The sequence below is a fragment of the Pseudomonas sp. GM60 genome (assembly GCF_000282415.1).
Classification (GTDB): domain Bacteria; phylum Pseudomonadota; class Gammaproteobacteria; order Pseudomonadales; family Pseudomonadaceae; genus Aquipseudomonas; species Aquipseudomonas migulae.
The window spans coordinates 26,998-52,160 of sequence record NZ_AKJI01000098.1 but is presented as its reverse complement, the minus strand read 5'-3'; the positions used below and the strand labels follow the sequence as shown (position 1 = coordinate 52,160).

19 protein-coding genes are annotated in these 25,163 nt (G+C 60.5%); 14 read left to right on the top strand and 5 right to left on the bottom strand.

What is annotated here, in order from left to right; all coding sequences use genetic code 11:
* Positions 1-93: 93 nt before the first annotated feature.
* Positions 94-1,434, bottom strand: coding sequence for a substrate-binding domain-containing protein (locus PMI32_RS06715; protein ID WP_008032792.1), 1,341 nt, complete (start codon positions 1,432-1,434; stop codon positions 94-96).
* Between the two features lie 189 nt (positions 1,435-1,623).
* Complete coding sequence (gene xthA / locus PMI32_RS06720; protein ID WP_008032791.1) at positions 1,624-2,436, bottom strand: exodeoxyribonuclease III; 813 nt, start codon at positions 2,434-2,436, stop codon at positions 1,624-1,626.
* A 241-nt stretch (positions 2,437-2,677) separates the two neighbouring features.
* Between xthA and PMI32_RS06725 the strand changes: the two genes are divergently transcribed.
* The 7 genes from PMI32_RS06725 (at position 2,678) to PMI32_RS06755 (ending at position 13,868) form a co-directional block, all read left to right on the top strand.
* Positions 2,678-3,328, top strand: a complete 651-nt coding sequence (locus PMI32_RS06725) for a GNAT family N-acetyltransferase (protein ID WP_008032790.1) — start codon at positions 2,678-2,680, stop codon at positions 3,326-3,328.
* A 67-nt stretch (positions 3,329-3,395) separates the two neighbouring features.
* Positions 3,396-5,123, top strand: coding sequence for an autotransporter assembly complex protein TamA (locus PMI32_RS06730; RefSeq protein WP_008032789.1), 1,728 nt, complete (start codon positions 3,396-3,398; stop codon positions 5,121-5,123).
* On the top strand, positions 5,120-8,788 hold the full coding sequence (locus tag PMI32_RS06735) for a translocation/assembly module TamB domain-containing protein (protein ID WP_008032788.1): 3,669 nt from the start codon (positions 5,120-5,122) through the stop codon (positions 8,786-8,788). The genes PMI32_RS06730 and PMI32_RS06735 overlap by 4 nt, the downstream gene beginning before the upstream one ends.
* 237 nt (positions 8,789-9,025) lie before the next feature.
* Positions 9,026-9,499 carry a MarR family winged helix-turn-helix transcriptional regulator gene (locus tag PMI32_RS06740; RefSeq protein WP_008032787.1) on the top strand — a complete coding sequence of 158 codons (474 nt, stop codon included), beginning with the start codon at positions 9,026-9,028 and terminating at the stop codon, positions 9,497-9,499.
* Positions 9,496-10,965: an efflux transporter outer membrane subunit gene (locus PMI32_RS06745; RefSeq protein ID WP_008032785.1), complete on the top strand. Its 1,470-nt coding sequence runs from the start codon at positions 9,496-9,498 to the stop codon at positions 10,963-10,965. Before PMI32_RS06740 ends, PMI32_RS06745 begins: the two co-directional genes overlap by 4 nt.
* Before the next feature lie 15 nt (positions 10,966-10,980).
* The gene (locus PMI32_RS06750; RefSeq protein ID WP_008032783.1) at positions 10,981-12,183 is read left to right on the top strand and encodes an HlyD family secretion protein; all 1,203 of its coding nucleotides are present in this window, start codon (positions 10,981-10,983) and stop codon (positions 12,181-12,183) included.
* A 155-nt stretch (positions 12,184-12,338) separates the two neighbouring features.
* The gene (locus tag PMI32_RS06755; RefSeq protein ID WP_008032779.1) at positions 12,339-13,868 is read left to right on the top strand and encodes a DHA2 family efflux MFS transporter permease subunit; all 1,530 of its coding nucleotides are present in this window, start codon (positions 12,339-12,341) and stop codon (positions 13,866-13,868) included.
* Between the two features lie 126 nt (positions 13,869-13,994).
* On the opposite strand, the gene lpxH is transcribed toward PMI32_RS06755, so the two are convergent.
* Positions 13,995-14,747 carry a UDP-2,3-diacylglucosamine diphosphatase gene (gene lpxH / locus PMI32_RS06760; RefSeq protein ID WP_008032778.1) on the bottom strand — a complete coding sequence of 251 codons (753 nt, stop codon included), beginning with the start codon at positions 14,745-14,747 and terminating at the stop codon, positions 13,995-13,997.
* Positions 14,744-15,247, bottom strand: a complete 504-nt coding sequence (locus PMI32_RS06765) for a peptidylprolyl isomerase (RefSeq protein WP_008032775.1) — start codon at positions 15,245-15,247, stop codon at positions 14,744-14,746. Before PMI32_RS06765 ends, lpxH begins: the two co-directional genes overlap by 4 nt.
* Positions 15,248-15,497: 250 nt before the next feature.
* On the opposite strand from PMI32_RS06765, the gene PMI32_RS06770 reads away from it, so the two are divergent.
* Both PMI32_RS06770 and cysS read left to right on the top strand, forming a co-directional pair.
* Positions 15,498-17,198, top strand: a complete 1,701-nt coding sequence (locus PMI32_RS06770; protein WP_008032773.1) for a glutamine--tRNA ligase/YqeY domain fusion protein — start codon at positions 15,498-15,500, stop codon at positions 17,196-17,198.
* A gap of 17 nt (positions 17,199-17,215) precedes the next feature.
* Positions 17,216-18,598, top strand: coding sequence for a cysteine--tRNA ligase (gene cysS, locus PMI32_RS06775; RefSeq protein ID WP_008032770.1), 1,383 nt, complete (start codon positions 17,216-17,218; stop codon positions 18,596-18,598).
* A gap of 192 nt (positions 18,599-18,790) precedes the next feature.
* On the opposite strand, the gene PMI32_RS06780 is transcribed toward cysS, so the two are convergent.
* Positions 18,791-20,632 carry a sigma-54-dependent Fis family transcriptional regulator gene (locus PMI32_RS06780; protein ID WP_008032767.1) on the bottom strand — a complete coding sequence of 614 codons (1,842 nt, stop codon included), beginning with the start codon at positions 20,630-20,632 and terminating at the stop codon, positions 18,791-18,793.
* 347 nt (positions 20,633-20,979) lie between these two features.
* On the opposite strand from PMI32_RS06780, the gene PMI32_RS06785 reads away from it, so the two are divergent.
* The 5 genes from PMI32_RS06785 to PMI32_RS06805 are packed head-to-tail and all read left to right on the top strand — an operon-like array spanning position 20,980 to position 25,126.
* The gene (locus PMI32_RS06785; protein WP_008032765.1) at positions 20,980-22,074 is read left to right on the top strand and encodes an ABC transporter ATP-binding protein; all 1,095 of its coding nucleotides are present in this window, start codon (positions 20,980-20,982) and stop codon (positions 22,072-22,074) included.
* A complete protein-coding gene (locus PMI32_RS06790) occupies positions 22,074-23,171 on the top strand; it encodes an ABC transporter ATP-binding protein (RefSeq protein WP_008032763.1) in 1,098 nt (365 codons plus the stop codon). The genes PMI32_RS06785 and PMI32_RS06790 overlap by 1 nt, the downstream gene beginning before the upstream one ends.
* Positions 23,168-24,034 carry a carbohydrate ABC transporter permease gene (locus PMI32_RS06795; protein WP_008032762.1) on the top strand — a complete coding sequence of 289 codons (867 nt, stop codon included), beginning with the start codon at positions 23,168-23,170 and terminating at the stop codon, positions 24,032-24,034. The genes PMI32_RS06790 and PMI32_RS06795 overlap by 4 nt, the downstream gene beginning before the upstream one ends.
* A gap of 8 nt (positions 24,035-24,042) precedes the next feature.
* Positions 24,043-24,843 (top strand): carbohydrate ABC transporter permease, encoded by an 801-nt coding sequence (locus PMI32_RS06800; protein ID WP_008032760.1) that lies wholly within the window; start codon positions 24,043-24,045, stop codon positions 24,841-24,843.
* Between the two features lie 10 nt (positions 24,844-24,853).
* Positions 24,854-25,126 carry a DUF2160 domain-containing protein gene (locus PMI32_RS06805; RefSeq protein ID WP_032829048.1) on the top strand — a complete coding sequence of 91 codons (273 nt, stop codon included), beginning with the start codon at positions 24,854-24,856 and terminating at the stop codon, positions 25,124-25,126.
* Positions 25,127-25,163: the final 37 nt, after the last annotated feature.

Below are 25,163 nucleotides of genomic sequence, written 5' to 3'. Positions count from 1 at the left end.
CTTGGTTACTTGGGGCTTTTCCAAGTGACTCGCCGTAAGGGCGAAACCATTAGTGGCCGTTACCACAGCAACGGATATACACACAAAACCCAATCAATACACCCAAACCTCAACCCGCCGATTCTTGATCCGCCCCTCATCCGCACTATTGGCCGCCACCGGCATCTCGGCGCCAAAACCGCGAATCTCGCGAAACACCACGCCGCTTTTCACCAACTCCCGCCGCACCGCCATGGCCCGCAATTTCGACAACAGGTCAGCCCGCGCCGGATCGCTCTTGGCATCGCCAAACCCCACCAACGTCACCTGCCGGTTGGTTTTCTGGTTCTGCTGAAGGTAATCGAGCACCCGCGTCAGGTCCTGTCGGGCCTTGTTGTCCAGCGTTGCGCTGCCTTCCTCGAAACGAAAATTCACAGTCAAGCGCTGGGCGTGGCGGCTGAGCGCCTGATAACCCTCGGGCATCAATGCATTGGGCGTAACGGCCATTGCCTGGACGGTCTGGGCAATAAACCCGTTGGCCGCGACGATGGCCTGGCCGTTGCTGCTTTGCGCAAACGCCACCAACGCTTCGGCCCAGGGGTTTTTGGCGTTGGGCGGCAGGTAAAAGAACAACCGCCGCGACAATGGATAGTCTTCCGTGGCGATCAGGCTGTTGAGCGGCGGCATAGCCTGGGATTGGCCATCGACGATCGCCACGGCTTTGGCCTGACGCACGTAGGGCAGGCCGATAAAACCGATGCCTTGCGGATCGAGGCTGACCGCGTCGGACAACTGCTCGCTGGATTCGAAACGTTTCGCTGCGCTGTTCAGCGATTTCCCACGACGGCTGAGGACCACTTCCTTAAACGTGTCGTACGTGCCCGATTGGTCATCCCGCGCATACAGGTGAATGGCTCCGCCGCTGCCGCCGAGTTCTTCCCAGGTTTTCACTTCGCCGCTGAAGATTTGCGCCAGTTGTTCGGTGTTGAGTTGATTCAGCGGGTTTTGCGGATGAAGGATGATTGCCAGGCCGTCGATGGCGATCACCTGCTCGGCGCCGGGGCTCTTCAGGTCGCCGAGGGATTGCAGGGCCAGCAGTTCGCTGTCCTTGATCGGGCGCGAAGAGGCGGCGAGACCCGCCGTGGCGTTTTTCAGGGCTGTGAAACCGGTGCTGGAACCGTGGGCCGCGATGTCCACCATGACCCGGCGGCCCTGAGCGGTTTCGCCGACCACGCGCAATTCGTTGGCTTTGTCCGGGGTTTCGCTGTGGACCTTGAGCAAGCCTTGCTCGCGCATCAAGCCCTCGACCAGCGCCGGGCCCAATGCCGCGCCGATGGTGTTGGAACCCTGGATGCGCAGCACCGGTCCCTGTTTGGGCGTCGGCAAGTCACCGGCCGAGGCGGTGATGGGCAGCCCGGCGCACAGCATTAACAGGAAGAAAACGCGCAGCGTCATGCCGGCACCTTTAAAGAACAAAGAAAGTGCCGGGAGATTAAGTCAGTAAGGTTTCTGAAAGATGACAGTTAACCTTGTAGGAGCTGGCTTGCCAGCGATGTGGGTTTGACATTCAACATTTAAGTTGACTGACAAACCGCTATCGCGAGCAAGCTTGCTCCTACAGTTGAGCTGCGTTGAACCGAGGGATCAGCTCAACTCAAGCCAGATCGGCGCATGGTCCGACGGTTTTTCCATCCCGCGCAGTTCGTAATCCACACCGGCATCCTTCACTCGCGGCAACAAGCCGTGGGACGCCATGATCACGTCAATCCGCAGCCCGCGCTTCGGTTCATCCTCAAAGCCACGGCTGCGGTAGTCGAACCAGCTGAATCGGTCGGCCACGTCCGGGTTCAGGTGGCGGAAGCTGTCCACCAGGCCCCAGTTCTTCAGGCGGGCCATCCACTCGCGTTCTTCCGGCAGGAAGCTGCATTTGCCAGTTTTCAGCCAGCGCTTCATGTTGTCCGGGCCGATGCCGATGTCGCAGTCTTCCGGGGAAATGTTCACGTCGCCCATCACCACCAGCGGCTGTTCGTTGTTGAACTGGCTTTCCAGCAGGTGCTGCAGATCGTTGTAGAAACGTTCCTTGGCCGGGAATTTGGTCGGATGGTCGCGGCTTTCACCCTGTGGGAAATAGCCGTTCATGATCGTCACCGGCACGCCATTGGCATCAGCGAAGGTGCCCCAGATGAAGCGGCGCTGGGCGTCTTCTTCATCGGTGACGAAACCTTTGTGCAGCTCCAGCGGTTCCTTGCGCGAGAGCAGGGCAACGCCGTAGTGACCTTTTTGCCCGTGGAAATACACGTGATAGCCCAGCGCCTGGATCTCGGCCAGCGGGAATTGATCGTCGTGGACCTTGGTTTCCTGCAGGCCGATCACGTCCGGCTGATGCTTTTCGATCAGCGCCGCCAGCTGATGAGGACGAGCGCGCAGCCCGTTGATGTTGAAGGAGACGATCTTCATGGTCGGCAGTCCTGGCAAAAGGGCGATGCTAGCTGACCTGTGGGATTGGGGCCAGTGTGGGGTGAGGGGATTCTCGGTGTTCTGTCAGATCTTCATTGGCAGTACCGGCCTCTTCGCGGGCAAGCCCAGTCGATGAAGATCCTGACTTGGTCTATACCTGTCTGGGGAACCGTGAAGCCACCCAAACGCTCGTACCAATAAGAGCGCAGCCACCCGAGCCGCGCCGGGGAGAATGACCGTTATGCCCGAAACCTCGACCGTCATCGCCGATATCCACATGCTCGACAGCGGCTATTCCCGCGAAGCCCGCTCCCTGTTGTACCAGGCCTACCGCCACGAGCCGACCTTCGGCTACCTCTTCGAAGCCGAACGCCCCGGTTATGAACAGCGGGTGCGCGCCACCGTACGGGAACTGGTCAAGCAACACTTTCTTCAGGATTTGCCAGCCATCGGCCTGCTGGTCAACGACCGCTTGATCGGTATCGCGCTGATCGCGCCGCCGCAACGACGCCTGGGCATCACCGAAAGCTGGGCGTGGCGCCTGCGAATGGTGCTCAGCACCGGGTTTCGCTGCACCCGCCGCTACCTCGAATACCACGACGCGGTGATGGCCTGCGTGCCGTCCGATTCGGTGCACCTGCTGCCATTGCTGGGGGTTCACCCGCAATTTCAGGGCAAGCACTTCGGCGAACAACTGCTGCAGGCGGTCCATAACTGGTGCGCGGTCGATGAACATTCCCAAGGTGTAGTCCTCGATACCGGGAATCCGCGTTATCTGGAGTTCTATAAACGTCAGGGCTACGAGGAAATCGGTGAAGTGGCGGTAGGACCGATCCGCGAGCACGTGTTTTTCCACGCCAACCCACAGGTGCTGCAAACCGCCACGGCATAAAACGGTAGAACTTTCGCGGGGCGCGAGGCTCTATCACGCTCCCACGCTCGTGATAGCATCCGCGCCTATGAAGTTTCCAGGAAGAATTACCAGCGGCGTGCTGATGCTGATCACCAGCTGCGCGGCGCTGGCGCAAAGTGAATTGGATGTGCGGATCAAACCGTCCAACGATGAACTGAAGGCCAATATAGAGGGCTATATCGGCAGCCTCGGCGATCGTGACGAGGAGGCCTTGTTGCGCTTCAGTCGTGGCGCCGAAGAACAGGCGCGCAAGGCCGCCCAGGCCTTGGGTTATTACCAGCCACAGATCGACACGGACGTGAAGGGCGGCAAGACACCGCGCCTGGTCATGAACATCGATCCCGGCGAGCCTGTGCATTTGCGCAATGTCACTATTCGCATCGACGGCCCTGCGGCCTCCCTCAAAACCTTTCGTGTGCCCAAAAGCAATGCGCTGAAAACCGGCGCAGTGCTCAATCATGGCCGCTACGAAGACGCCAAGCGGCTGATCCAGAACCAAGCCTCGCGTTACGGTTTCTTCAGCGGTTATTTCACCCGGCAGAAACTGGCGGTCGACCCGCGAGCCGGCGTTGCCGACATCGAACTGATCTACGAAAGCGGCCCGCGTTACACCTTGGGTAAAGTCAGTTTCGAAGGCGATACGCCGTTCGACGAAGAGTTGCTGCAACGCATGGTGCCGTTCAAGGCGGGTGAGCCCTATGACTCCGAACTGATCGCCGAACTGAATCAGAATCTGCAGGCAAGCGGGTACTTCGAAGGCGTGCGCGTCGACGCCGCGCCGACGGCGTCCAAGAACGATGTGATCCCGGTGGACGTCAAGCTCGACACCCGCAAGCCGCGGACCATGGGCCTCGGCCTGGGCTATTCCACGGACGTCGGCCCTCGGGTCAAGGCCAACTGGACCCGGCACTGGGTCAACCCTCAAGGCCACAGCTATGGCTGGGAAACCGAAGTCTCGGCGCCACGGCAAAACGTCGGGCTGTTTTATGACATTCCGCTGGACCCGCCGCTGACCGACAAACTGCGCTTCGCCGGTGGTTATCAGAGTGAAGAAATCGCCGACAAGGACAGCCTGAGCAAACTGCTGACCCTCGGCCCCGAATGGCACAGCAAGTTGCCCAGCGGCTGGCAGCGAGTGGTGTCGCTGAAATGGCAGCGCGAAGAATATCGACTCGGCGATGACTCGGGGCTGAGCAATCTGCTGATGCCCGGCGTCAGTTATTCCTACCTGAAAAGCGACAACCGCATCGACCCGCACAACGGCTATCGACTGCAGTTCGAAAGCAAAGTGGCCAAGGAAGGCTTGGGTTCCGACAACAACCTGCTTTACGGCACCGCGCTGGTCAAAGGCCTGACCACGGTGTTCGATAAACACCGTTTCCTCGGCCGGGTGCAGGTGGGTGGCAGTGCCACCAATGGCTACAAATCGGTGCCGCCGTCGCTGCGCTTCTTCGCCGGTGGCGATCAGAGCGTTCGCGGTTACGACTACCAGAGCCTGTCCCCGGAAAACTCCGACGGCGACCGCATCGGTGGTCGCTACATGATTGCCGGCAGCGTCGAGTATCAATATTCCATCGCCGAAAAATGGCGGGTCGCAACGTTCGTCGACCAGGGCAATTCCTTCAACAAACTCGAACTGCCCGATCTCAAGACCGGCGTCGGTATCGGCGTGCGCTGGGTGTCACCGGTGGGGCCGATTCGCCTCGACCTGGCCCACGCGATGGACGACGACGGCGGCATACGACTGCACTTTTCCATGGGGCCTGAGCTGTGAAGCGTGGTTTGAAAGTAACGCTGCTGACGATTCTGGCGCTGCTGATGCTGGTGCTGTTGGCTGTGACCACGGTGCTGGGCACCGCGACGGGCAGCCGCTGGGCGCTCGGCTTTGTGCCGGGTTTGACGGTCGAGAATTTCCAGGGCCGTCTGGGCGGTCAGTGGAGCGCCGATCATCTGGTCTGGCAGCAGGACACCAGTCGGGTTGAACTGAGCAAAGTGATTTTCGCCTGGTCGCCGTTGTGCCTGACGCGCATGGCCCTGTGCATCGAGCAACTGAAAACCGATCAGGTCAGCCTGCAATTTCCACCGGGCCCTGAAGAGCAGAGCAGCGGACCGATCACCTTGCCGGATCTGAAATTGCCACTGGCCATCGAGCTGGGCGATGTGCAGGTCGGCAGCTTGCTGTTCAACGGCAGCGAAGAACTCAAAGGCCTGCAACTGGCGGCGCACTGGACCGAGCAGGGGATGCAGATCGACTCCGTGCAACTGCAACGCGACGACCTCAGCCTGAACCTGTCCGGCCTCCTGCAACCCAACGGTAACTGGCCGCTCAAGGCTGAGGGCAAACTGACCCTGCCGGCGCCCGAGCCCTGGGCGCTGACGCTGAAAATCAACGGCGACCTGCTGAAAACCCTGAAGCTCACCGCCGACAGCAGCGGTTACCTGAACGGCCAACTGACCGGCGAGTTGCAGCCGCTGGTGGACAACTTGCCGGCCAAGGTGCGGATTACCGCCGATGGCTTCAAGCCCAGCGCCGATTTGCCAGACACCCTGCAACTCAATCAGCTTGAACTGACCGGCGACGGCGACCTGAAAAACGGCTACCAGTTGCGCGGCAACGCCACGCTACCTGCCGAGCAAGGCCCGGTTGCACTGATGCTGCAAGGCAAAGTCGACGCCAACGGCGCGCAGATCGCCGCGCTGGACCTGACCGCCAACGACAAGCAAAGTCTCAAACTCACGGGTGTTCTGGACTGGAGTAAAGGCCTGAATGCCACGGCGAAAATCGACTGGCTGGATTTCCCCTGGCACCGGCTCTATCCGCTGATCGACGAACCTGAAGTGGCGTTGCGCAGCTTCAACGGCGAAGTCTCTTACACCGACGGCAAATACCTCGGCAACTTCAAGGCTGCACTGGATGGCCCGGCCGGGGCGTTCAGCCTGAGCAGCCCGTTCGCCGGCGACCTGACGAAAATCTACCTGCAACAAATCCAGCTCGACGCGGGGCAGGGCAAGGCCGAAGGCCACCTGAACCTGCAATTTGCCGATGGCTTTGCCTGGGACACCGCGCTGGACCTCTCGGCGATCAACCCGGCGTACTGGGTCGCGGAATTGCCGGGCACCCTGGCCGGACCGTTGCGCAGCAAAGGCGAGATGAAGAATGAAAAACTCAGCCTGAACGCGGACCTTGATCTGAAGGGCAAGCTGCGTGGCCAGCCGGCCATCCTGCAAGCCAAGGCCGATGGCAGCGGCGAGCAATGGAACCTCAGCGCGCTGCAAATCCGCCTCGGTGACAACAGCATCACCGGCAAAGGCAGCTTGCAACAGAAACTCGCCGGCCAGATCGACATCAAGCTGTCGCGCCTGGCGCAGCTGTGGCCGCAACTGCGCGGCCAGCTCAATGGTCGCGTCGATGTCGCCGGCACGCTCAAGGCACCGCAAGGCAAGCTCGGGCTGCAAGGCACGCAACTGGCGTTCGAAGATAATCGCCTGCAAAGCCTGAACCTCGACGCGACCCTCGACAGTGCGCAACGGGCGAAAATCGACTTCAAGGGCAGCGGCATTCAGACCGGCGACACGTCGCTGGGCACGCTGACGGCCAGCGGTCAGGGCGATATCAAAAACCAGAAACTGACGCTCGATCTGCAAGGCCCGCAACTGAAACTGGCCCTGGGTTTCGACGGCAATCTGGACAAAGGCAACTGGCGCGGACGTTTGGCCGGCGGTGACATTCAGGCCGGTGGCCAGGACTGGAAGCTGCAAAACCCGGCGAAACTCGAACGGCTGGCGGACGGCAAAATCAACTTCGGTGCCCATTGCTGGATGTCCGGTCCGGCCAGTCTGTGCGGTGAAGACCAGCGCCTGATGCCGGAACCGAAGCTGCGTTATCACCTCAAGCAATTCCCGATTGAAAGCCTTGCGCAATGGCTGCCGAAGGATTTCGCCTGGAAGGGCCGGCTCAATGCCGACCTGCAACTGGACCTGCCGGCCAGCGGCCCGAACGGCCAGATCAGCCTCGATGCCAGCGGCGGCACCCTGCGCATCAAGGAAAAGGATCAGTGGCTGGACTTCCCCTACCAGACCCTGAAACTCACCAGCAAACTCACGCCCAAGCGCATCGACACCGACCTCAACTTCGTCGGCGGCAAGCTCGGCGAATTGAGTGTGCAGGCGCAGATCAATCCATTGCCGAAGAACAAACCGCTGACCGGCGCGTTCCGCCTCAATGGCCTCGACCTGTCCGTGGCGCGACCGTTTGTGCCGATGGTCGAGAAGCTCACCGGACGCCTGAATGGCAGCGGCACGATTTCCGGTGGTTTGCTGGCGCCTTTGGTCAACGGCAATCTGTTGCTCAGCGACGGCGAGATTTCCGGCCCTGAATTGCCGATGGACCTTGAAGCGTTGCAGCTTCAAGCGCTGATCGCCGGCGAAACCGTGCAGTTGAACGGTGGCTGGAAAAGCGGCAAGAGCGGGCAGGGCAGCTTGACCGGCAGCATCGCCTGGGGTCAGGCGCTGGTGGTGGACCTGGCGCTCAAAGGCACGCAATTGCCGGTCACTGTCGAACCGTACGCCAAGCTCGAAGTGGCGCCGGACTTGAAGATTTCGATGAAGGGCGACGAGCTGGCCATCGCTGGCAAAGTGCTGGTGCCGAAAGGCGAAATCACCGTGCGCGAGTTGCCGCCATCGACGGTCAAGGTTTCTGATGACACGGTGATCATTGGCGCGCAGACCGAAGAGGGCAAACCGCCGCTGGCGATGAAAATGGACATCGACGTGGCCGTCGGCGAAGACAAACTCAGCTTCGCCGGGTTTGGCCTGACCGCCAACCTGCAAGGGCACGTGCACATCGGCGACAACATGGACACCCGCGGCGAGCTGTGGCTCAACGACGGGCGTTATCGGGCCTACGGCCAGCGGCTGACGGTGCGCCGGGCGCGCTTGCTGTTTGCCGGCCCGATCGATCAGCCGTACCTGGACATCGAGGCGATTCGCCAGACCGACGACGTCATCGCCGGTATTCGCCTGAGCGGCAGCGCCGAGCAGCCGGCCACGCAGATCTTCTCCGAACCGGCGATGAGCCAGGAACAGGCCTTGTCCTATCTGGTGCTCGGGCGTCCGCTGAGCACCACCGGTGAAGACAACAACATGCTGGCGCAGGCCGCGCTGGGGTTGGGCCTGATGGGCAGTGCCGGGGTGACCGGCAAACTGGCCAGCGATCTGGGGATTCAGGATTTCCAGCTCGATACCGAGGGCAGCGGCAATACGACGAGTGTGGTCGCCAGCGGCAATATCTCCGAGAAGCTCAGCCTGCGATATGGCGTTGGCGTGTTTGAGCCGGCCAACACCATTGCCCTGCGCTACAAGCTGAGCAAGAAGGTGTACCTCGAAGCGGCGGGTGGCGTGGCCAGTTCGCTGGATATCTTCTACAAGCGGGATTTTTAACACCCGTCCTCTCCAAAACCGAGTCGCTTTCTTCGCGGGCAAGCCTCGCTCCTACAGGGATTACACCGAACCCGTAGGAGCGAGGCTTGCCCGCGAAGGCGTCATTGTGTTCACCACAAAAATCCGCGCCATTTTTCCATCAAATACAAAGCAACCTAACTATTACGTTGACATTGGCTGCCTAGGCAGTAACATCTCGACATACATTCTCTGCCTAGGCAGCTAATTGGTGGTCAGATGAAACATTTCACCCCGGACGAATTCAAGAACTGCCATCTCGGTCTCCTGCTCGGGCGCGCCGCGCTGCTCAAGGACCGGATCATCGACACGCACATGGAACCCCACGGCATCACCGCCGCGCAGTTCAAAGTGCTGATCATCATCGCCCAATACGGCGTCGATACCCCGGCCGAGCTGTGCCGACACTTGTCACTCGACAGCGGTTCGATGACCCGCATGCTCGATCGTCTGGAACAGAAAGGTTTCCTCGCCCGCCAACGCTCCGAAGCGGACCGCCGTCAGGTGCAGCTTGTGTTGACTGAGCAAGGCCAGCAGTTGGCTGACCGCTTGCCGGTGATCGGCGCCGACGCGATGAACGAACTGGCCGGCGCGATCACTCCGGATGAGCTGAAAACCCTGGAACAGATCCTGAAGAAAATTTTGGTGGCAGCCGGTGACTCGATCACGCTGCTGCGGGTAGGTGACAAATGAGCAGCAAAATCTTGCGCGCCGGCCTGAGCCTGGTGCTTGCGGCCATGACCCTGGCCGGTTGCGCCAGCTACAGCGGCCTGACCACCGAAGGCAAAAGCCTCGATGCGAAAGACCTCAAGGCCGGGCAATCCCTCAGCGGCGTGACCCTGTCGCCTGCGGCCTGGCCGAAAAGCGACTGGTGGAAAAGCCTCGGCGACCCGCAGCTCGACGGTCTGATTCGCGAAGCCCTGCACGACAGCCCCGACATGCAGATCGCCGACGCCCGTGCCCATCAGGCCAGTGCCGCCGCGTATGCCGCCGACGCTGCGCGGATGCCGACCCTCGATGCCAGCGCCGGCGTCAGCCGTTCGCGTCTGGCCCGGGATCAAGACCCGAGGGGCGAGGGCGATGCCTACTCCACCGTGCGCAACATCGGTGCCAGCTTCAACTACAACTTCGACCTCTGGGGCGGCCAGCGCGACGCCTGGGAAGCCGCGTTGGGCCAGGCCCGCGCTGCCGAAGTCGATCAGCAGGCCGCGCAGCTGACGTTGTCTGCCGACGTCGCCCGCGCCTACAGCGATCTGGGTCAGGCGCACATCGTTTATGACCTGGCCAACGAAGACCTCAAGCGCACCCGGCAAATGCTCGACCTGAGCCAGCGTCGCCTGAGCTCCGGGATCGACAGCCAGTACCAGTTCCAGCAAACCGAAAGCCTGGAAGCCACGTCTGAAGCCAGCCTGATCGACGCCGAGAAACGTCTGCAAAGCGCGAAAATCGCCCTGGCGGTCTTGCTTGGCAAAGGTCCGGATCGCGGAAATGAAATCGCCCGGCCGAAGATTCTTCAGGCCAGCGCCGTCGCATTGCCGTCGGTCCTGCCCGCCGAGTTGCTCGGTCGTCGTCCCGATCTGGTGGCCGCGCGCTGGCGGGTCGAGGCGGCGAGCAAGAACATCGACGCCGGCAAGACCCGGTTCTATCCCAACCTGAACCTCAGCGCGGCGGCCGGTGCCGAATCGTTGCTGGGCGACGCGATGTTCGGTTCGGCCAGTCGATTCTTCAACATAGCGCCGACCATTTCCCTGCCGATTTTCGACGGCGGTCGCCTGCGTGCCGACCTCGATGCCCGCGACGCTGATTACGACCTCGCCGTTGCGCAGTACAACAAAAGCCTGGTGAAAGCCCTCGGTGATGTCAGTGACACCATCAACCAGTTGCGTGACATCGGCCGGCAGATCGGCGCTCAGCAGCACGCCACCGACATTGCCCAGGATTCTTACAACACCGTGGTCCAGCGGTACGGTTCCGGCATCGGCAACTACCTGGACGTGCTCAGCATCGAGCAGCAATTGCTCCAGGCCCAGCGTCAGCTGGCCAACCTGAATGCCGAGCAGATCGACCTGTCGATCCAACTGATGCAGGCGCTGGGCGGCGGTTTTCAGGGCGAAACCCTGACCGCGGCCAACGCAACCCCAGCCACGCAGCACAACTAATTCAAGGTAATGGTCATGGCCACTGCACAAAACACACAAACCTCCGGCAACCCGCAGGACACCAGCAACCCGCGCAAACGCAAAGTCATGCTGGTGGTCCTGGCCATCGTGGTGGTCCTCGCCGGTGTCGGCGTCTGGGGTTATCACGAATTCTACGGGCGCTGGAACGAAAGCACCGACGACGCCTATGTGAACGGCAACGTGGTGGAAATCACGCCGCTGGTCACCGGCACCGTGGTCAGCATCGGCGCAGATGACGGCGACCTGGTTCATGAAGGCCAGGTGCTGGTGAATTTCGACCCGAACGACGCCGAAGTCGGTCTGCAAAGTGCCCAGGCCAACCTCGCTCGCACCGTGCGTCAGGTGCGCGGCTTGTACAGCAACGTCGACGGCATGAAAGCCCAGGTCAACGCCCAGCAAGCCGAAGTGCAGAAGGCTCAGGACAACTTCAATCGCCGGAAAAATCTGGCGGCGGGCGGGGCGATTTCCCAGGAAGAACTGTCCCACGCTCGCGATGACCTGACCTCGGCGCAAAACGCCCTGGCCAACGCCAAACAGCAACTGAAAACCACCAGCGCCCTGGTGGATGACACGGTGGTGTCGTCGCACCCGGACGTGATGTCGGCCGCCGCGCAATTGCGCCAGGCGTACCTGAACCATTCCCGCAGCACTCTGATTGCACCGGTGACCGGTTACGTCGCCAAGCGCTCGGTACAACTCGGTCAACGGGTCCAGCCGGGCACCGCGCTGATGGCCGTCATTCCACTGGACCAGTTGTGGATCGACGCCAACTTCAAGGAAACCCAACTGCGCGACATGCGCATTGGCCAACCGGTGGATATCCAGGCTGACCTGTACGGCAGCGACGTGAAATTCAGCGGCACCATCGACAGCCTCGGCGCGGGCACCGGCAGTGCGTTTGCCCTGCTGCCGGCGCAGAACGCCACCGGGAACTGGATCAAGATCGTCCAGCGTGTGCCGGTGCGGATTCACATCAACGCCGAAGAACTGGCCAAGCACCCGTTGCGCGTGGGCCTGTCGACTCAGGTCGATGTGAACCTGCGCGACCAGAGCGGCCCGGTGCTGGCTCAACAGCCGCCGCAAAAGGCGTCGTTCAGCACCAGCGTCTACGACCGTCAGTTGGCCGAGGCCGACGCGATGATCACGCAGTTGATCCACGACAACAGCGCAGCGGTCAGCAAAACCGCGCAACGCTGACACCGACCACTGTAGGAGTGAGCCTGCTCGCGATAGCGGTGGATCAATCAACACAGATGTTGGATGTAAGTCCTCCATCGCGAGCAGGCTCACTCCTACACGGTCAGCTGCGTCTTTAATGGGCGCAGCGCCCATCAGGTTTCAAAGGATTCGCGATGAGCAATAACGCGTCTTTCACCCCGCCCAGCCTGCTGCTCAGCACCATCGGCCTGTCGCTGGCGACTTTCATGCAAGTGCTCGACACCACCATCGCCAACGTGGCGTTGCCGACCATTTCCGGCAACCTGGGGGTGAGTTCGGAGCAGGGCACCTGGGTGATCACCTCGTTTGCGGTGAGCAATGCGATTGCGCTGCCGCTGACTGGCTGGCTCAGTCGGCGATTTGGCGAAGTTAAACTGTTTCTGTGGGCGACGATCCTGTTTGTGCTGGCTTCGTTTCTCTGCGGTATCTCCACCTCAATGCCGGAGCTGATCGGCTTTCGGGTGCTGCAAGGTCTGGTCGCCGGGCCGTTGTACCCGATGACCCAGACGCTGCTGATCGCGGTCTATCCGCCGGCCAGGCGCGGCATGGCCCTGGCGTTGCTGGCGATGGTCACGGTGGTGGCGCCGATTGCCGGGCCTATTCTGGGCGGCTGGATTACCGACAGTTATAGCTGGCCGTGGATCTTCTTCATCAACGTGCCAATCGGGGTTTTCGCGGTGATGGTGGTGCGTTCGCAGCTCAAGGCGCGGCCGGTGGTGACCAGTTATCAACCAATGGATTACGTCGGCCTGATCACGTTGATCATCGGTGTCGGCGCGTTGCAGGTGATCCTCGACAAGGGCAACGACCTCGACTGGTTCGAATCGAATTTCATCCTCATCGGCGCGGCCATTTCCGCGATTGCGCTGGCGGTGTTCGTGATCTGGGAAATGACCGACAAACACCCGGTGGTCAACCTGCGCTTGTTTGCGTATCGCAACTTCCGCATCGGCACGATTGTGCTGGTGTTGGGTTACGCCGGGTTCTTCGGCATCAACCTGATCCTGCCGCAATGGCTGCAAACGCAGATGGGCTACACGGCAACGTGGGCCGGGCTGGCGGTGGCGCCGATCGGGATTCTGCCGGTGATCCTCTCGCCGTTTGTCGGCAAGTACGCGCACAAGTTCGACCTGCGGCTTTTGGCGGGCCTGGCGTTCCTGGCGATTGGCCTCAGCTGCTTCATGCGCGCCGGGTTCACCAACGAGGTGGACTTCCAGCACATCGCCCTGGTGCAACTGTTCATGGGTATTGGCGTGGCGCTGTTCTTCATGCCGACCTTGAGCATTTTGATGTCGGACCTGCCACCGAGCCAGATCGCCGATGGCGCGGGCCTCGCGACGTTCCTGCGGACCCTGGGCGGCAGTTTTGCAGCGTCGTTGACCACGTGGATCTGGATTCGCCGGGCGGATCAGCATCATGCGTACATGAGCGAGAGCATCAGCACCTACGAACCGGCGACCCGCGAGGCCCTGAATGCGCTGGGCGGCGCGAACAACCCGGCGTATGCGCAGCTCGATCATGTGCTGACCAGTCAGGCGTACATGCTCTCCACCGTGGATTACTTCACGTTGCTGGGGTGGGCGTTCATGGGGTTGATCGTGCTGGTATGGCTGGCGAAACCGCCGTTTGCGGCAAAGGCCGGGCCCGCGGCCTCCGGCCACTAGAGCGAAACGCGGTCAAATGTGGGAGCGGGCTTGCTCGCGAAGGCGGTCTAACATTCAGCATCTCTGTTGACTGTTACATCGCCTTCGCGAGCAAGCCCGCTCCCACAATGGGTTTTGGGTTTGGCGTTAGCTCGCGGGGGCTGCGAGTTGTGGCGGCGGGGTGAAATCAAACGGCGCCAACGCAAACCCGCTCTCATCCACCTGCAACGCCCACCCTTGGCGATCCCAATCCCCCAGCACAATGCGCTTGGCCGCTTGATCACCAATCTGCAACTTGTGGATGGCCGGGCGATGGGTATGCCCGTGGATCAGGGTTTTCACGCCATAAGCCTGCATGATCCGCGGCACTTCGTCCGGCGTGACATCGACAATGTCATTGGCCTTCATCCGCGTCTGCGCACGGCTTTCGCTGCGCAGTTTGCGTGCCAGTTTATGGCGGGTGCGCAATGGCAAGTGGCGCAGGATGAACAGGGTGATCGGGTTGCGCAGGTAACGACGCAGCTTCATGTAAGCCTCGTCGCGGGTGCAGAGGCTGTCGCCGTGCATCAAGAGCACCGGCTCGCCGTTGAACTGCACGACACTCGGGTCCTTCAACAACGTACAACCGGCCTGTTTGCAAAAGGCCTGGCCGAGCATGAAGTCGCGATTGCCGTGCATCAGAAAAATCGCCGTGCCGCTGTCGCTGAGGTCGCGCAGGGCCTGGCAGATGGAACGCTGGAAGGGCGTCATGGCATCGTCGCCAATCCACGCTTCGAAAAAGTCGCCGAGGATGTACAACGCACTCGCCGAGCGGGCGCGTCCGGCGAGCAAATCCAGAAACGCCCGGGTGATGTCCGGGCGCTCCTCTTCCAGATGCAAGTCTGAAATCAGCAATATCACTCAATGATCTCGGCTTTCTCGATGATCACGTCGTCTGCTGGTACGTCCTGGTGGCCGGCCTTGGAGGTGGTGGACACGCCTTTGATCTTGTCGACGACGTCGGTGCCGGCGGTCACTTTGCCGAACACTGCGTAGCCCCAGCCCTGAACGTTCTTGCCGCTGTGGTTCAGGAAGCTGTTGTCAGCGACGTTGATGAAGAACTGGGCGGAAGCCGAATGCGGCTCCATGGTGCGGGCCATGGCGACGGTGTATTTGTCGTTGGAAAGACCGTTGTCGGCTTCGTTCTGGATGCTTGGGCGCTTGTCTTTCTTTTCTTTCATGCCTGGCTCGAAACCGCCGCCCTGGATCATGAAGTTACCGATGACGCGGTGGAAAACAGTGTTTTCGTAGTGACCGGCTTTAACGTACTCGATGAAGTTGGCCACGGTGATCGGGGCTTTCTCGGCGTTCAGTTCCAGGACGATGTCGCCGTGGTTGGTGGTCAGTTTGACTTGGGTCATGATCGGTACTCTTTCTGGGAATTCGTGGGTTTCAGGGCTGTCGAGCCCTCAACCGGTCCGGCCGATGTCGGCCAAGGTGCGCAGTTTAGCGCGACAGACGCCAATTTCGAGGCTGTTTTTCATTTGCATCCGATTAAATGCAGCCGTTTTCGGGCCTGTACTGTCAGCGACTTGACGGCTTCGGCTATGATAGCGGCTTTGTTTTATCAGGCCCGTGTTCCGGCCGCGCACTTGTACGTTCAAGGATCCTATGAGCAAGCCCACTGTCGACCCTACCTCGAATTCCAAGACCGGCCCTGCCGTGCCGGTCAATTTCCTGCGCCCGATCATCCAGGCGGACCTGGACTCGGGTAAGCACACGCAGATCGTCACCCGTTTCCCGCCTGAGCCCAATGGCTACCTGCACATCGGCCACGCCAAGTCGATCTGTGTGAACTTCGGTCTGGCCCAGGAGTTTGGCGGCGTCACCCACCTGCGTTTCGACGACACCAACCCGGCCAAGGAAGACCAGGAATACATCGACGCCATCGAAAGCGACGTCAAATGGCTGGGTTTCGAATGGTCCGGCGAAGTGCGCTATGCCTCGCAGTATTTCGACCAGTTGCACGACTGGGCCGTTGAACTGATCAAGGCCGGCAAGGCCTATGTTGACGACCTGAGCCCGGAACAAGCCAAGGAATACCGTGGCACTCTGACCGAGCCGGGCCGCAACAGCCCGTTCCGTGATCGCAGCGTCGAAGAAAACCTCGACTGGTTCGCCCGCATGCGCGCCGGCGAGTTCCCGGACGGCGCACGTGTGCTGCGGGCCAAGATCGACATGGCTTCGCCGAACATGAACCTGCGCGATCCGATCATGTATCGCATCCGCCATGCGCATCACCACCAGACCGGTGACAAGTGGTGCATCTACCCGAACTACGACTTCACCCACGGTCAGTCGGACGCCATCGAAGGCATCACCCACTCGATCTGCACCCTGGAGTTCGAAAGCCATCGTCCGCTGTACGAGTGGTTCCTCGAGAACCTGCCGGTGCCGGCGAACCCGCGCCAGTACGAGTTCAGCCGCCTGAACCTGAACTACACCATCACCAGCAAGCGCAAGCTCAAGCAGTTGGTCGATGAGAAGCACGTCAATGGCTGGGACGATCCGCGCATGTCCACGCTGTCCGGCTTCCGCCGCCGTGGCTACACCCCGGCGTCGATCCGCAATTTCTGCGACATGATCGGCACCAACCGTTCCGACGGCGTGGTTGACTTCGGCATGCTTGAGTTCAGCATCCGTCAGGACCTCGACGCGAACGCCCCGCGCGCCATGTGCGTGCTTCGTCCGTTGAAAGTCGTGATCACCAACTACCCGGAAGACAAGGTCGATCACCTCGAACTGCCTCGTCATCCGCAAAAAGAAGAACTCGGCGTGCGCAAGCTGCCGTTCGCCCGTGAAATCTACATCGACCGCGATGACTTCATGGAAGAGCCGCCAAAAGGCTACAAGCGCCTGGAACCGAACGGCGAAGTGCGTCTGCGTGGCAGCTATGTGATCCGTGCCGACGAAGCGATCAAGGACGCCGACGGCAACATCGTCGAACTGCGTTGCTCGTACGATCCGGAAACCCTGGGCAAGAACCCTGAAGGCCGCAAGGTCAAAGGCGTGATTCACTGGGTGCCGGCCGCGGCCAGCGTCGAGTGCGAAGTGCGTCTGTACGATCGCCTGTTCCGCTCGCCGAACCCTGAAAAGGCCGAAGACAGCGCCAGTTTCCTGGACAACATCAACCCTGACTCGCTGCAAGTACTCACTGGTTGTCGTGCTGAACCCTCCCTGGGCAATGCACAGCCGGAAGACCGTTTCCAGTTCGAGCGCGAAGGTTACTTCTGCGCGGATATCAAGGACTCGAAACCAGGTGCTCCGGTATTCAACCGTACCGTGACCTTGCGTGATTCGTGGGGCCAGTGATTCAAGGAACCTCTAACGTGCTTTCGATCTACAACACGCTCACCAAGAGCAAAGAAGTTTTCAAACCGCTGGATGGCAACAATGTGCGCATGTACGTCTGCGGGATGACCGTGTACGACTACTGCCACATTGGCCACGGCCGCAGCATGGTCGCGTTTGACCTGGTGACCCGCTGGTTGCGGTTCAGCGGTTATAACCTGACGTATGTGCGCAACATCACCGACATTGAAGACAAGATCATCAATCGGGCCAAGGAGAACGGCGAGCCGTTCGACGTGCTGACCGAGCGCATGATCACCGCGATGCACGAGGACGAGGCGCGCCTCAACATCCTCAAGCCGGACATGGAACCGCGGGCCACCGATCACATCGCTGGCATGCAGACCATGATCCAGACCCTGATCGACAAGGGTTACGCCTACGCACCGGGTAATGGCGACGTGTATTACCGCGTCGCCAAGTTCATGGGCTACGGCAAGCTGTCGCGCAAGAAGATCGAAGACCTGCGCATCGGCGCGCGGATCGAAGTCGACGAGTCCAAGCAGGACCCGCTGGACTTCGTGCTGTGGAAAGGCGCCAAGCCGGGTGAACCGAGCTGGCCATCGCCGTGGGGCGACGGTCGTCCGGGCTGGCACATCGAGTGCTCGGTGATGTCGACCTGCTGCCTGGGCGAGACCTTCGACATTCATGGCGGCGGCAGCGACCTTGAGTTTCCGCACCATGAAAACGAAATCGCCCAGAGTGAAGCGGCCACCGGCAAGACCTACGCCAACGCGTGGATGCATTGCGGCATGATTCGCATCAATGGCGAGAAGATGTCCAAGTCCTTGAACAACTTCTTCACCATTCGCGACGTGCTGGAAAAGTACCACCCGGAAGTCGTGCGTTACCTGCTGGTGTCGAGCCACTACCGCAGCGCGATCAACTATTCGGAAGACAACCTCAAGGACGCCAAAGGCGCACTCGAGCGTTTCTACCATGCGTTGAAAGGCCTGCCGACTGTCGCGCCTGCTGGCGGCGAAGCTTTTGTCGAGCGCTTCACCCAGGTGATGAACGACGACTTCGGCACGCCGGAAGCCTGTGCGGTGCTGTTCGAGATGGTTCGCGAGATCAACCGTCTGCGCGAGAGCGATCTTGATGCGGCGGCGGGTCTGGCGGCGCGTCTGAAAGAGCTGGCGAGCGTGCTGGGTGTGTTGCAGCTTGAGGCCGATGACTTCCTGCAGGCCGGTGCCGAAGGGCGGGTTGATGCGGCTGAGGTTGATGCGCTGATTGCTGCGCGTCTGGCAGCACGTGCGGGTAAGGACTGGGCTGAATCCGACCGTATTCGCGATCAACTGACCGCGATGGGTGTGGTGCTGGAAGATGGCAAGGGTGGCACGACCTGGCGTCTGGCTGACTGATTGCTGCGTTTGTTACAAACAAAACCCGCCTAGTGCGGGTTTTTGTTTTTTTGTATGGGCATCAGGGCTGTGGTGTTGCGGCTGACGTCATCGCCAGCAAGCTGGCTCCTACAGGGGGCGAGTCGTAAACAACATTCGCGAACGACTCGATCCCTGTAGGAGCCGGCTTGCTGGCGATTGACCGCGCAGCGGTCAGCTCTCCGACTGCCGCAAACGTTTATACAAGGTGTTCCGACTCACACCCAACCGCCGCGCCAGATGGGAAATATTCCCCCCAGCCGCCTGCAACTGCCGATTCAAATCCTCCACATCATTCAAATCAACCGCCAACGGCTCATCCACCTCCACCGGCTCCATCTCCAGATCGACAAAAAAATCATCCGGCAAATGCTCCGGCCGCACCGGTTGCTCTTCCGCCATGGCCAGCGCCACCTGCATCACGCTGCTGACCTGGCGCAAATTCCCCGGCCACGGGTGACGGCCGAACAACTCCAGCACCTCACGGCTCAACCCGGCCCACTGCGACGGTTCACGGTGTTGTTCCCACAAACGTTTGAACAGCGCCTGCTTGTCGCTGCGTTCCCTGAGCGGCGGCAATTCCAGGGTCAAGCCGCCGATCCGGTAATACAGGTCTTCGCGAAACCGTCCCAACTGAACCTGCTCACGCAACGAACGGTTAGTCGCCGAAATAATGCGGATGTCCACCGGGAACAGTTCGCTGCTGCCCACCGGCTGCACGCAGCGCTCCTGCAACACCCTTAATAGCCGGGCTTGGGTTGGCAATGGCATGTCACCGATTTCATCGAGAAACAGCGTGCCTTTGTCGGCCTTGCGAATCAGCCCGATGCTGCCTTTCTGATTGGCACCCGTAAACGCGCCTTTCTCGTAGCCAAACAGCTCGGACTCCACCAGTTCGGCGGGGATCGCTGCACAGTTGACGGCAATGAATGGTTGTTTGCTGCGAGAACTGGCCTGATGCAGCGCTTTGACGAACACTTCCTTGCCGACCCCGGTTTCGCCGTGGATCAACAGCGGAATGTCTTTCTCCAGCAGGCGCTCGGCCTGGCGCACGGCTTTTTCCACGCGGCTGTCGCCGAAATGCAGGGTATTGAGGCTGATCGCGGCGGGTGCGGGTGCCGCCACGGCGGGCTCGGCGAACATTCTTGCCTGGATCGGCGCCTGTTTCGGTCGCTTCAACAGGCACTGGAAGCGGTTGCGCCCGGAAGCCTGGAGGGAGAAGGGCAGGCCATCCGGCTGATTCAGCAGTTCGAGCAATGAGACCTTGAACAGGCTCTCGACACTGACTCGCGACAGGCTGATGCCCAGCAGATTGTCGGCGCGGCGATTGGCTGAGAGCACCTGGCCGGTCTCATCGAAAATCAACAGACCGGCCCATTGGCTGTCGAGATTGTTCAACCCGGTGTTGAACGTCAGTTGAAAGTGCTGGCCGTGGAACAGGTTGAGGATCAGCCGGTTTTCCACGGTCTGGCTCATCATCTTGACCATGCCGAGGGTGTGGGACGGCGGCAGGTAACTGTCGCTGGACACGTCCAGCACCGCGATGACCTTGCGTTCGGCATCGAAAATCGGCGCGGCGGAACCGGTCATGAAGCGGTTGGCCTTGAGGAAATGTTCATCGTGCTCGATGTGCACCGCCTGCTCACAGGCCAGGGCGGTGCCGATCGCATTGGTGCCGCTGCAACGCTCCATCCAGCTGGCGCCGGCGCTGAAGCCGCGGGTCAGGCTCGGCTCGATGAAGCGCTGGGTGCCCCAGGAGGTCAGGACCTGGCCCTGATTGTCGGCGAGCATGATCAGGCAATTGGAGTTGCTGAGGATGTTTTCGTAGTAGGGCAGGACTTCCTGATGGGTGGTCTGCACCAATGAATGCTGACTTTCCAGCAACTGCGCGATGTCCGCTGCCGGTAGCTGGTCGAATGCCGGGGCACTCTGATGATCGAGCCCGAACGCGCGGCAACGGGACCAGGAGTCCTGGATGATGGCGTCGTGGGAGAGCGGCGAGGCAGGTGCGGCCATGGCAGTCGATCTCTGAGCAAGCTTTTATTGTTTTTATGATGGTTCTGACACGCCACGCCCCTGTAGGAGCCGGCTTGCCGGCGATGGCGATTTTGAGGGCGCCATCGCCGGCAAGCCGGCTCCTACAGTGGGCGTGAACAGTCCGTAGAGTGTTGTTCACTATTGTTCATTGTCAACGGTTCGATTGTTCAATTGTTCAGCCGTCGTTGTTCATTTCTGTTCAGCAACGAAAGCGGTTTCACCGCTGTATCAAGGATTTCCAAGCCAGATCAACACGTTGCAATTTCTGGCATGAAACTCGCTCTACTGCTCCGGTCGCTTGACTCCAATAATAAAAAGGCCGAGCCATGTCACTCACTCTGGAGCACGTCAGCCGCACCGTCGAGGGCCAGACCTGGATCGACGATGCGTGCCTGAGTTTTGAACCTGGATCCTTCAACGTTTTGCTGGGCCGCACGCTGTCCGGCAAAACCAGTCTCATGCGCCTGATGGCGGGCCTGGACAAGCCCGACAGCGGCCGCATCCTGATGAACGGCGTCGATGTCACCCAACGCCCGGTGCGCTTGCGCAACGTGTCGATGGTCTATCAGCAGTTCATCAACTACCCGACCATGACGGTGTTCGAAAACATCGCCTCGCCGCTGCGTCAGGCCGGCGTGTCCAACGAACTGATCCAGAGCAAGGTGCTGGAAACCGCGAAGATGCTGCGCATCGAGAAGTTTCTCCAGCGCTATCCGCTCGAGCTCTCCGGCGGTCAGCAACAGCGCACCGCGATGGCCCGGGCGCTGGTCAAGGACGCCGAACTGATCCTGTTCGACGAGCCGCTGGTCAACCTCGACTACAAGTTGCGCGAAGAACTGCGCCAGGAAATGCGCGAGCTGTTCAAGGCACGGCACACCATCGCCATCTACGCCACCACCGAGCCCAACGAAGCGCTGGCGCTCGGTGGCACCACGACCATTCTTCACGAAGGCCGGGTGATCCAGAGCGGCAAGTCCTCCGAGGTCTATCACCAGCCGCAATCGGTGCTGGCCGCCGAGCTGTTCTCCGAACCGCCGATCAACCTGATGCCCGGGCGCATCGCCGGCAACGAAGTCAGCTTCGCCAATTTCGTGCACTTCCCGTTGAACGTCGATTTGCGCCCGGTGGGCGAGGGCGAGTTCCGCTTCGGCGTGCGTCCGAGCCACATCTCGCTGGTGCCAAGCAACGACGATGACCTCGAACTGGCAGTGACCGTCGAGGTCGCCGAGATCAGCGGCTCGGAAACCTTCCTCCACGTGCGCAACGAGCATTTCCTGCTGGTGCTGCATTTGCCCGGGGTTCACGAATACGACGTCGATGCGCCGATCCGCATCTACATCCCGACCCATAAACTGTTTGTGTTCGATGCGCAGGGGCGGCTGGTCCAGGCGCCCGGTCGCCGTATATCGAGGGTTGCCTGATGGCCGAAATCCGTTTGCAGAACCTCGCCCACAGTTACACGCGCACGCCGAGCGGCCCCGAGGATTACGCGATCCGCGAGATGGATCACATCTGGGAGCAGGGCGGTGCCTACGCCTTGCTCGGGCCTTCGGGGTGCGGCAAGTCGACCTTGCTCAACATCATTTCCGGATTGCTCAGCCCGTCCCAGGGCCATGTCCTGTTCGACGGCAAAGCGGTCAACGACCTGACCCCGGAGAAGCGCAATATCGCTCAGGTTTTCCAGTTTCCGGTGGTCTACGACACCATGACGGTGTTCGATAACCTGGCCTTTCCGTTGCGCAATCAGGGCATGGCCGAAGCGAAAATTCACAGCAAGGTGCAGGAAATTGCCGAGGTCCTCGACCTCCAGGCGTTGCTGAGCAAGAAGGCGCGCAACCTCACCGCTGACGAAAAACAGAAAGTCTCGATGGGTCGCGGGCTGGTGCGCGATGACGTCTCCGCCATCCTCTTCGATGAACCGCTGACGGTGATCGACCCGCACTTGAAGTGGAAGCTGCGGCGCAAGCTCAAACAGATCCATGAGCAGTTCAACATCACCATGGTCTACGTCACCCACGATCAACTCGAAGCCTCGACCTTCGCCGACAAGATTGCGGTGATGTACGGCGGGCAGATCGTGCAGTTCGGCACGCCACGGGAATTGTTCGAACGGCCGAGCCATACCTTTGTCGGTTATTTCATCGGCAGCCCGGGGATGAACCTGATCGACGTGCAGCCGCAACCGGGCGGTGTCGGTTTTGCCTCGACGCATTTGCCGTTGTCCGAGGCGCAACTGCAACGCATCGCCGGGTCCGAGTGGAAAACCCTGAAGGTTGGCATCCGACCTGAGTTCGTACACGTGTGGGACGAACCGTTTGACGACGCGATGCAGGCAAAGGTCGTACACGTCGAAGACCTCGGCACCTACAAGATCATGACCCTGAACCTCGACGGCGTGACGTTGAAAGTGCGGTTGGCCGAAGACAAACCGGTGCCGGAGGGCACGGCGTACATCAGCTTTCCGGCGCAATGGTTGATGGTCTATGCCGATGATTACTTGCTGGAGGTGCTGCCATGAACAAGGTGCAGAACAACAAGGCCTGGTGGCTGGTGCTGCCGGTGTTTTTGCTGGTGGCGTTCAGTGCGGTGATCCCGATGATGACCGTGGTCAACTATTCGGTGCAGGACATCTTCGACCAGTCCAGCCGCTACTTCGTCGGCGCCGACTGGTACAAACAGGTGCTGCTCGACCCACGGCTGCACGACTCGCTGCTGCGACAGTTCATCTACTCCGGCTGCGTATTGCTGATCGAAATCCCGCTGGGCATCGCCATCGCCCTGACCATGCCGACCAAGGGCCGCTGGTCTTCCCTGGTGCTGATCATCCTGGCGATTCCGCTGCTGATTCCATGGAACGTGGTCGGCACCATCTGGCAGATCTTCGGCCGGGCCGACATCGGCTTGCTCGGGTCGAGCCTCAATGCGATGGGCATCAACTATAACTATGCGGCCAACACCATGGACGCCTGGGTCACGGTGCTGGTGATGGACGTCTGGCACTGGACGTCGCTGGTGGCGCTGTTGTGTTTCTCCGGGTTGCGGGCGATTCCAGACGTGTACTACCAAGCGGCGCGGATTGATCGCGCATCCGCCTGGGCAGTGTTCCGACACATCCAGTTGCCCAAGCTCAAGAGCGTGCTGTTGATCGCGGTGATGCTGCGGTTCATGGACAGTTTCATGATCTACACCGAGCCGTTCGTGCTCACGGGCGGCGGGCCGGGCAATGCCACGACCTTCCTCAGCCAGACCCTGACGCAAATGGCCATCGGCCAATTCGACCTCGGCCCGGCGGCGGCGTTCTCGCTGGTGTACTTCCTGATCATCCTGTTGGTGTCCTGGCTGTTCTACACCGCCATGACTCACTCTGACGCCAACCGCTGAGGTCCGCCATGAGCAAGAGAAAGCTGATTCCACTGCTGATCTACATCCTGTTCCTGCTGGTGCCGATCTACTGGCTGCTGAACATGTCCTTCAAGAGCAACACCGAAATCCTCAGCGGCCTGACGCTGTTTCCGCAGGATTTCACCTTTGCCAACTACAAGGTGATCTTCACCGATCCGGCCTGGTACACCGGTTACCTCAACTCGCTGTATTACGTGAGCCTGAACACGCTGATTTCCCTGAGCGTGGCGTTGCCGGCAGCGTACGCGTTCTCGCGGTATCGCTTCCTCGGCGACAAGCACCTGTTCTTCTGGCTGCTGACCAACCGCATGGCGCCACCGGCGGTATTCCTGTTGCCGTTCTTCCAGCTGTATTCCTCGATTGGTCTGTTCGACACCCACATCGCCGTGGCGTTGGCGCATTGCCTGTTCAACGTGCCGTTGGCGGTGTGGATTCTCGAGGGCTTCATGTCCGGCGTTCCGAAGGAAATCGACGAAACCGCCTACATTGATGGCTACAGTTTTCCCAAGTTCTTCGTGAAGATTTTTGTGCCGCTGATTGGCTCGGGGATCGGCGTGACGGCGTTTTTCTGCTTCATGTTTTCCTGGGTCGAATTGTTGCTGGCGCGGACGCTGACCTCGGTCAACGCCAAGCCGATTGCCGCGGTGATGACCCGAACCGTTTCGGCGTCCGGCATCGACTGGGGCGTGCTGGCGGCGGCGGGGGTGTTGACCATCCTGCCGGGCATGCTGGTGATCTGGTTTGTCCGTAACCACGTGGCCAAGGGCTTTGCCCTCGGCCGAGTATGAGGAACTGATGATGGAATGGATGAGTTGGACTGTCCCCACAGCGGCGTTCTTCACCGTCATTGGCCTGATTCTGGTGGGCATGACGACGTGGGAACTACGCTCGCCGAGCGTTCTTCGGCGTGGTTTTTTGCCGATTGCCACCACCCGTGGCGATCGGCTGTTTATCGGTCTTCTCGGCAGCGCCTACCTGCATCTGCTGGTAATCGGCGTCACCGACTGGAGCATCTGGGTAGCGTTCGCGTTGTCCCTGGTGTGGCTGTTGGCTGTGATGCGTTGGGGCTAGTCGAATCGCTCGGCAATGTTGCTCCGAAACCCTAAAA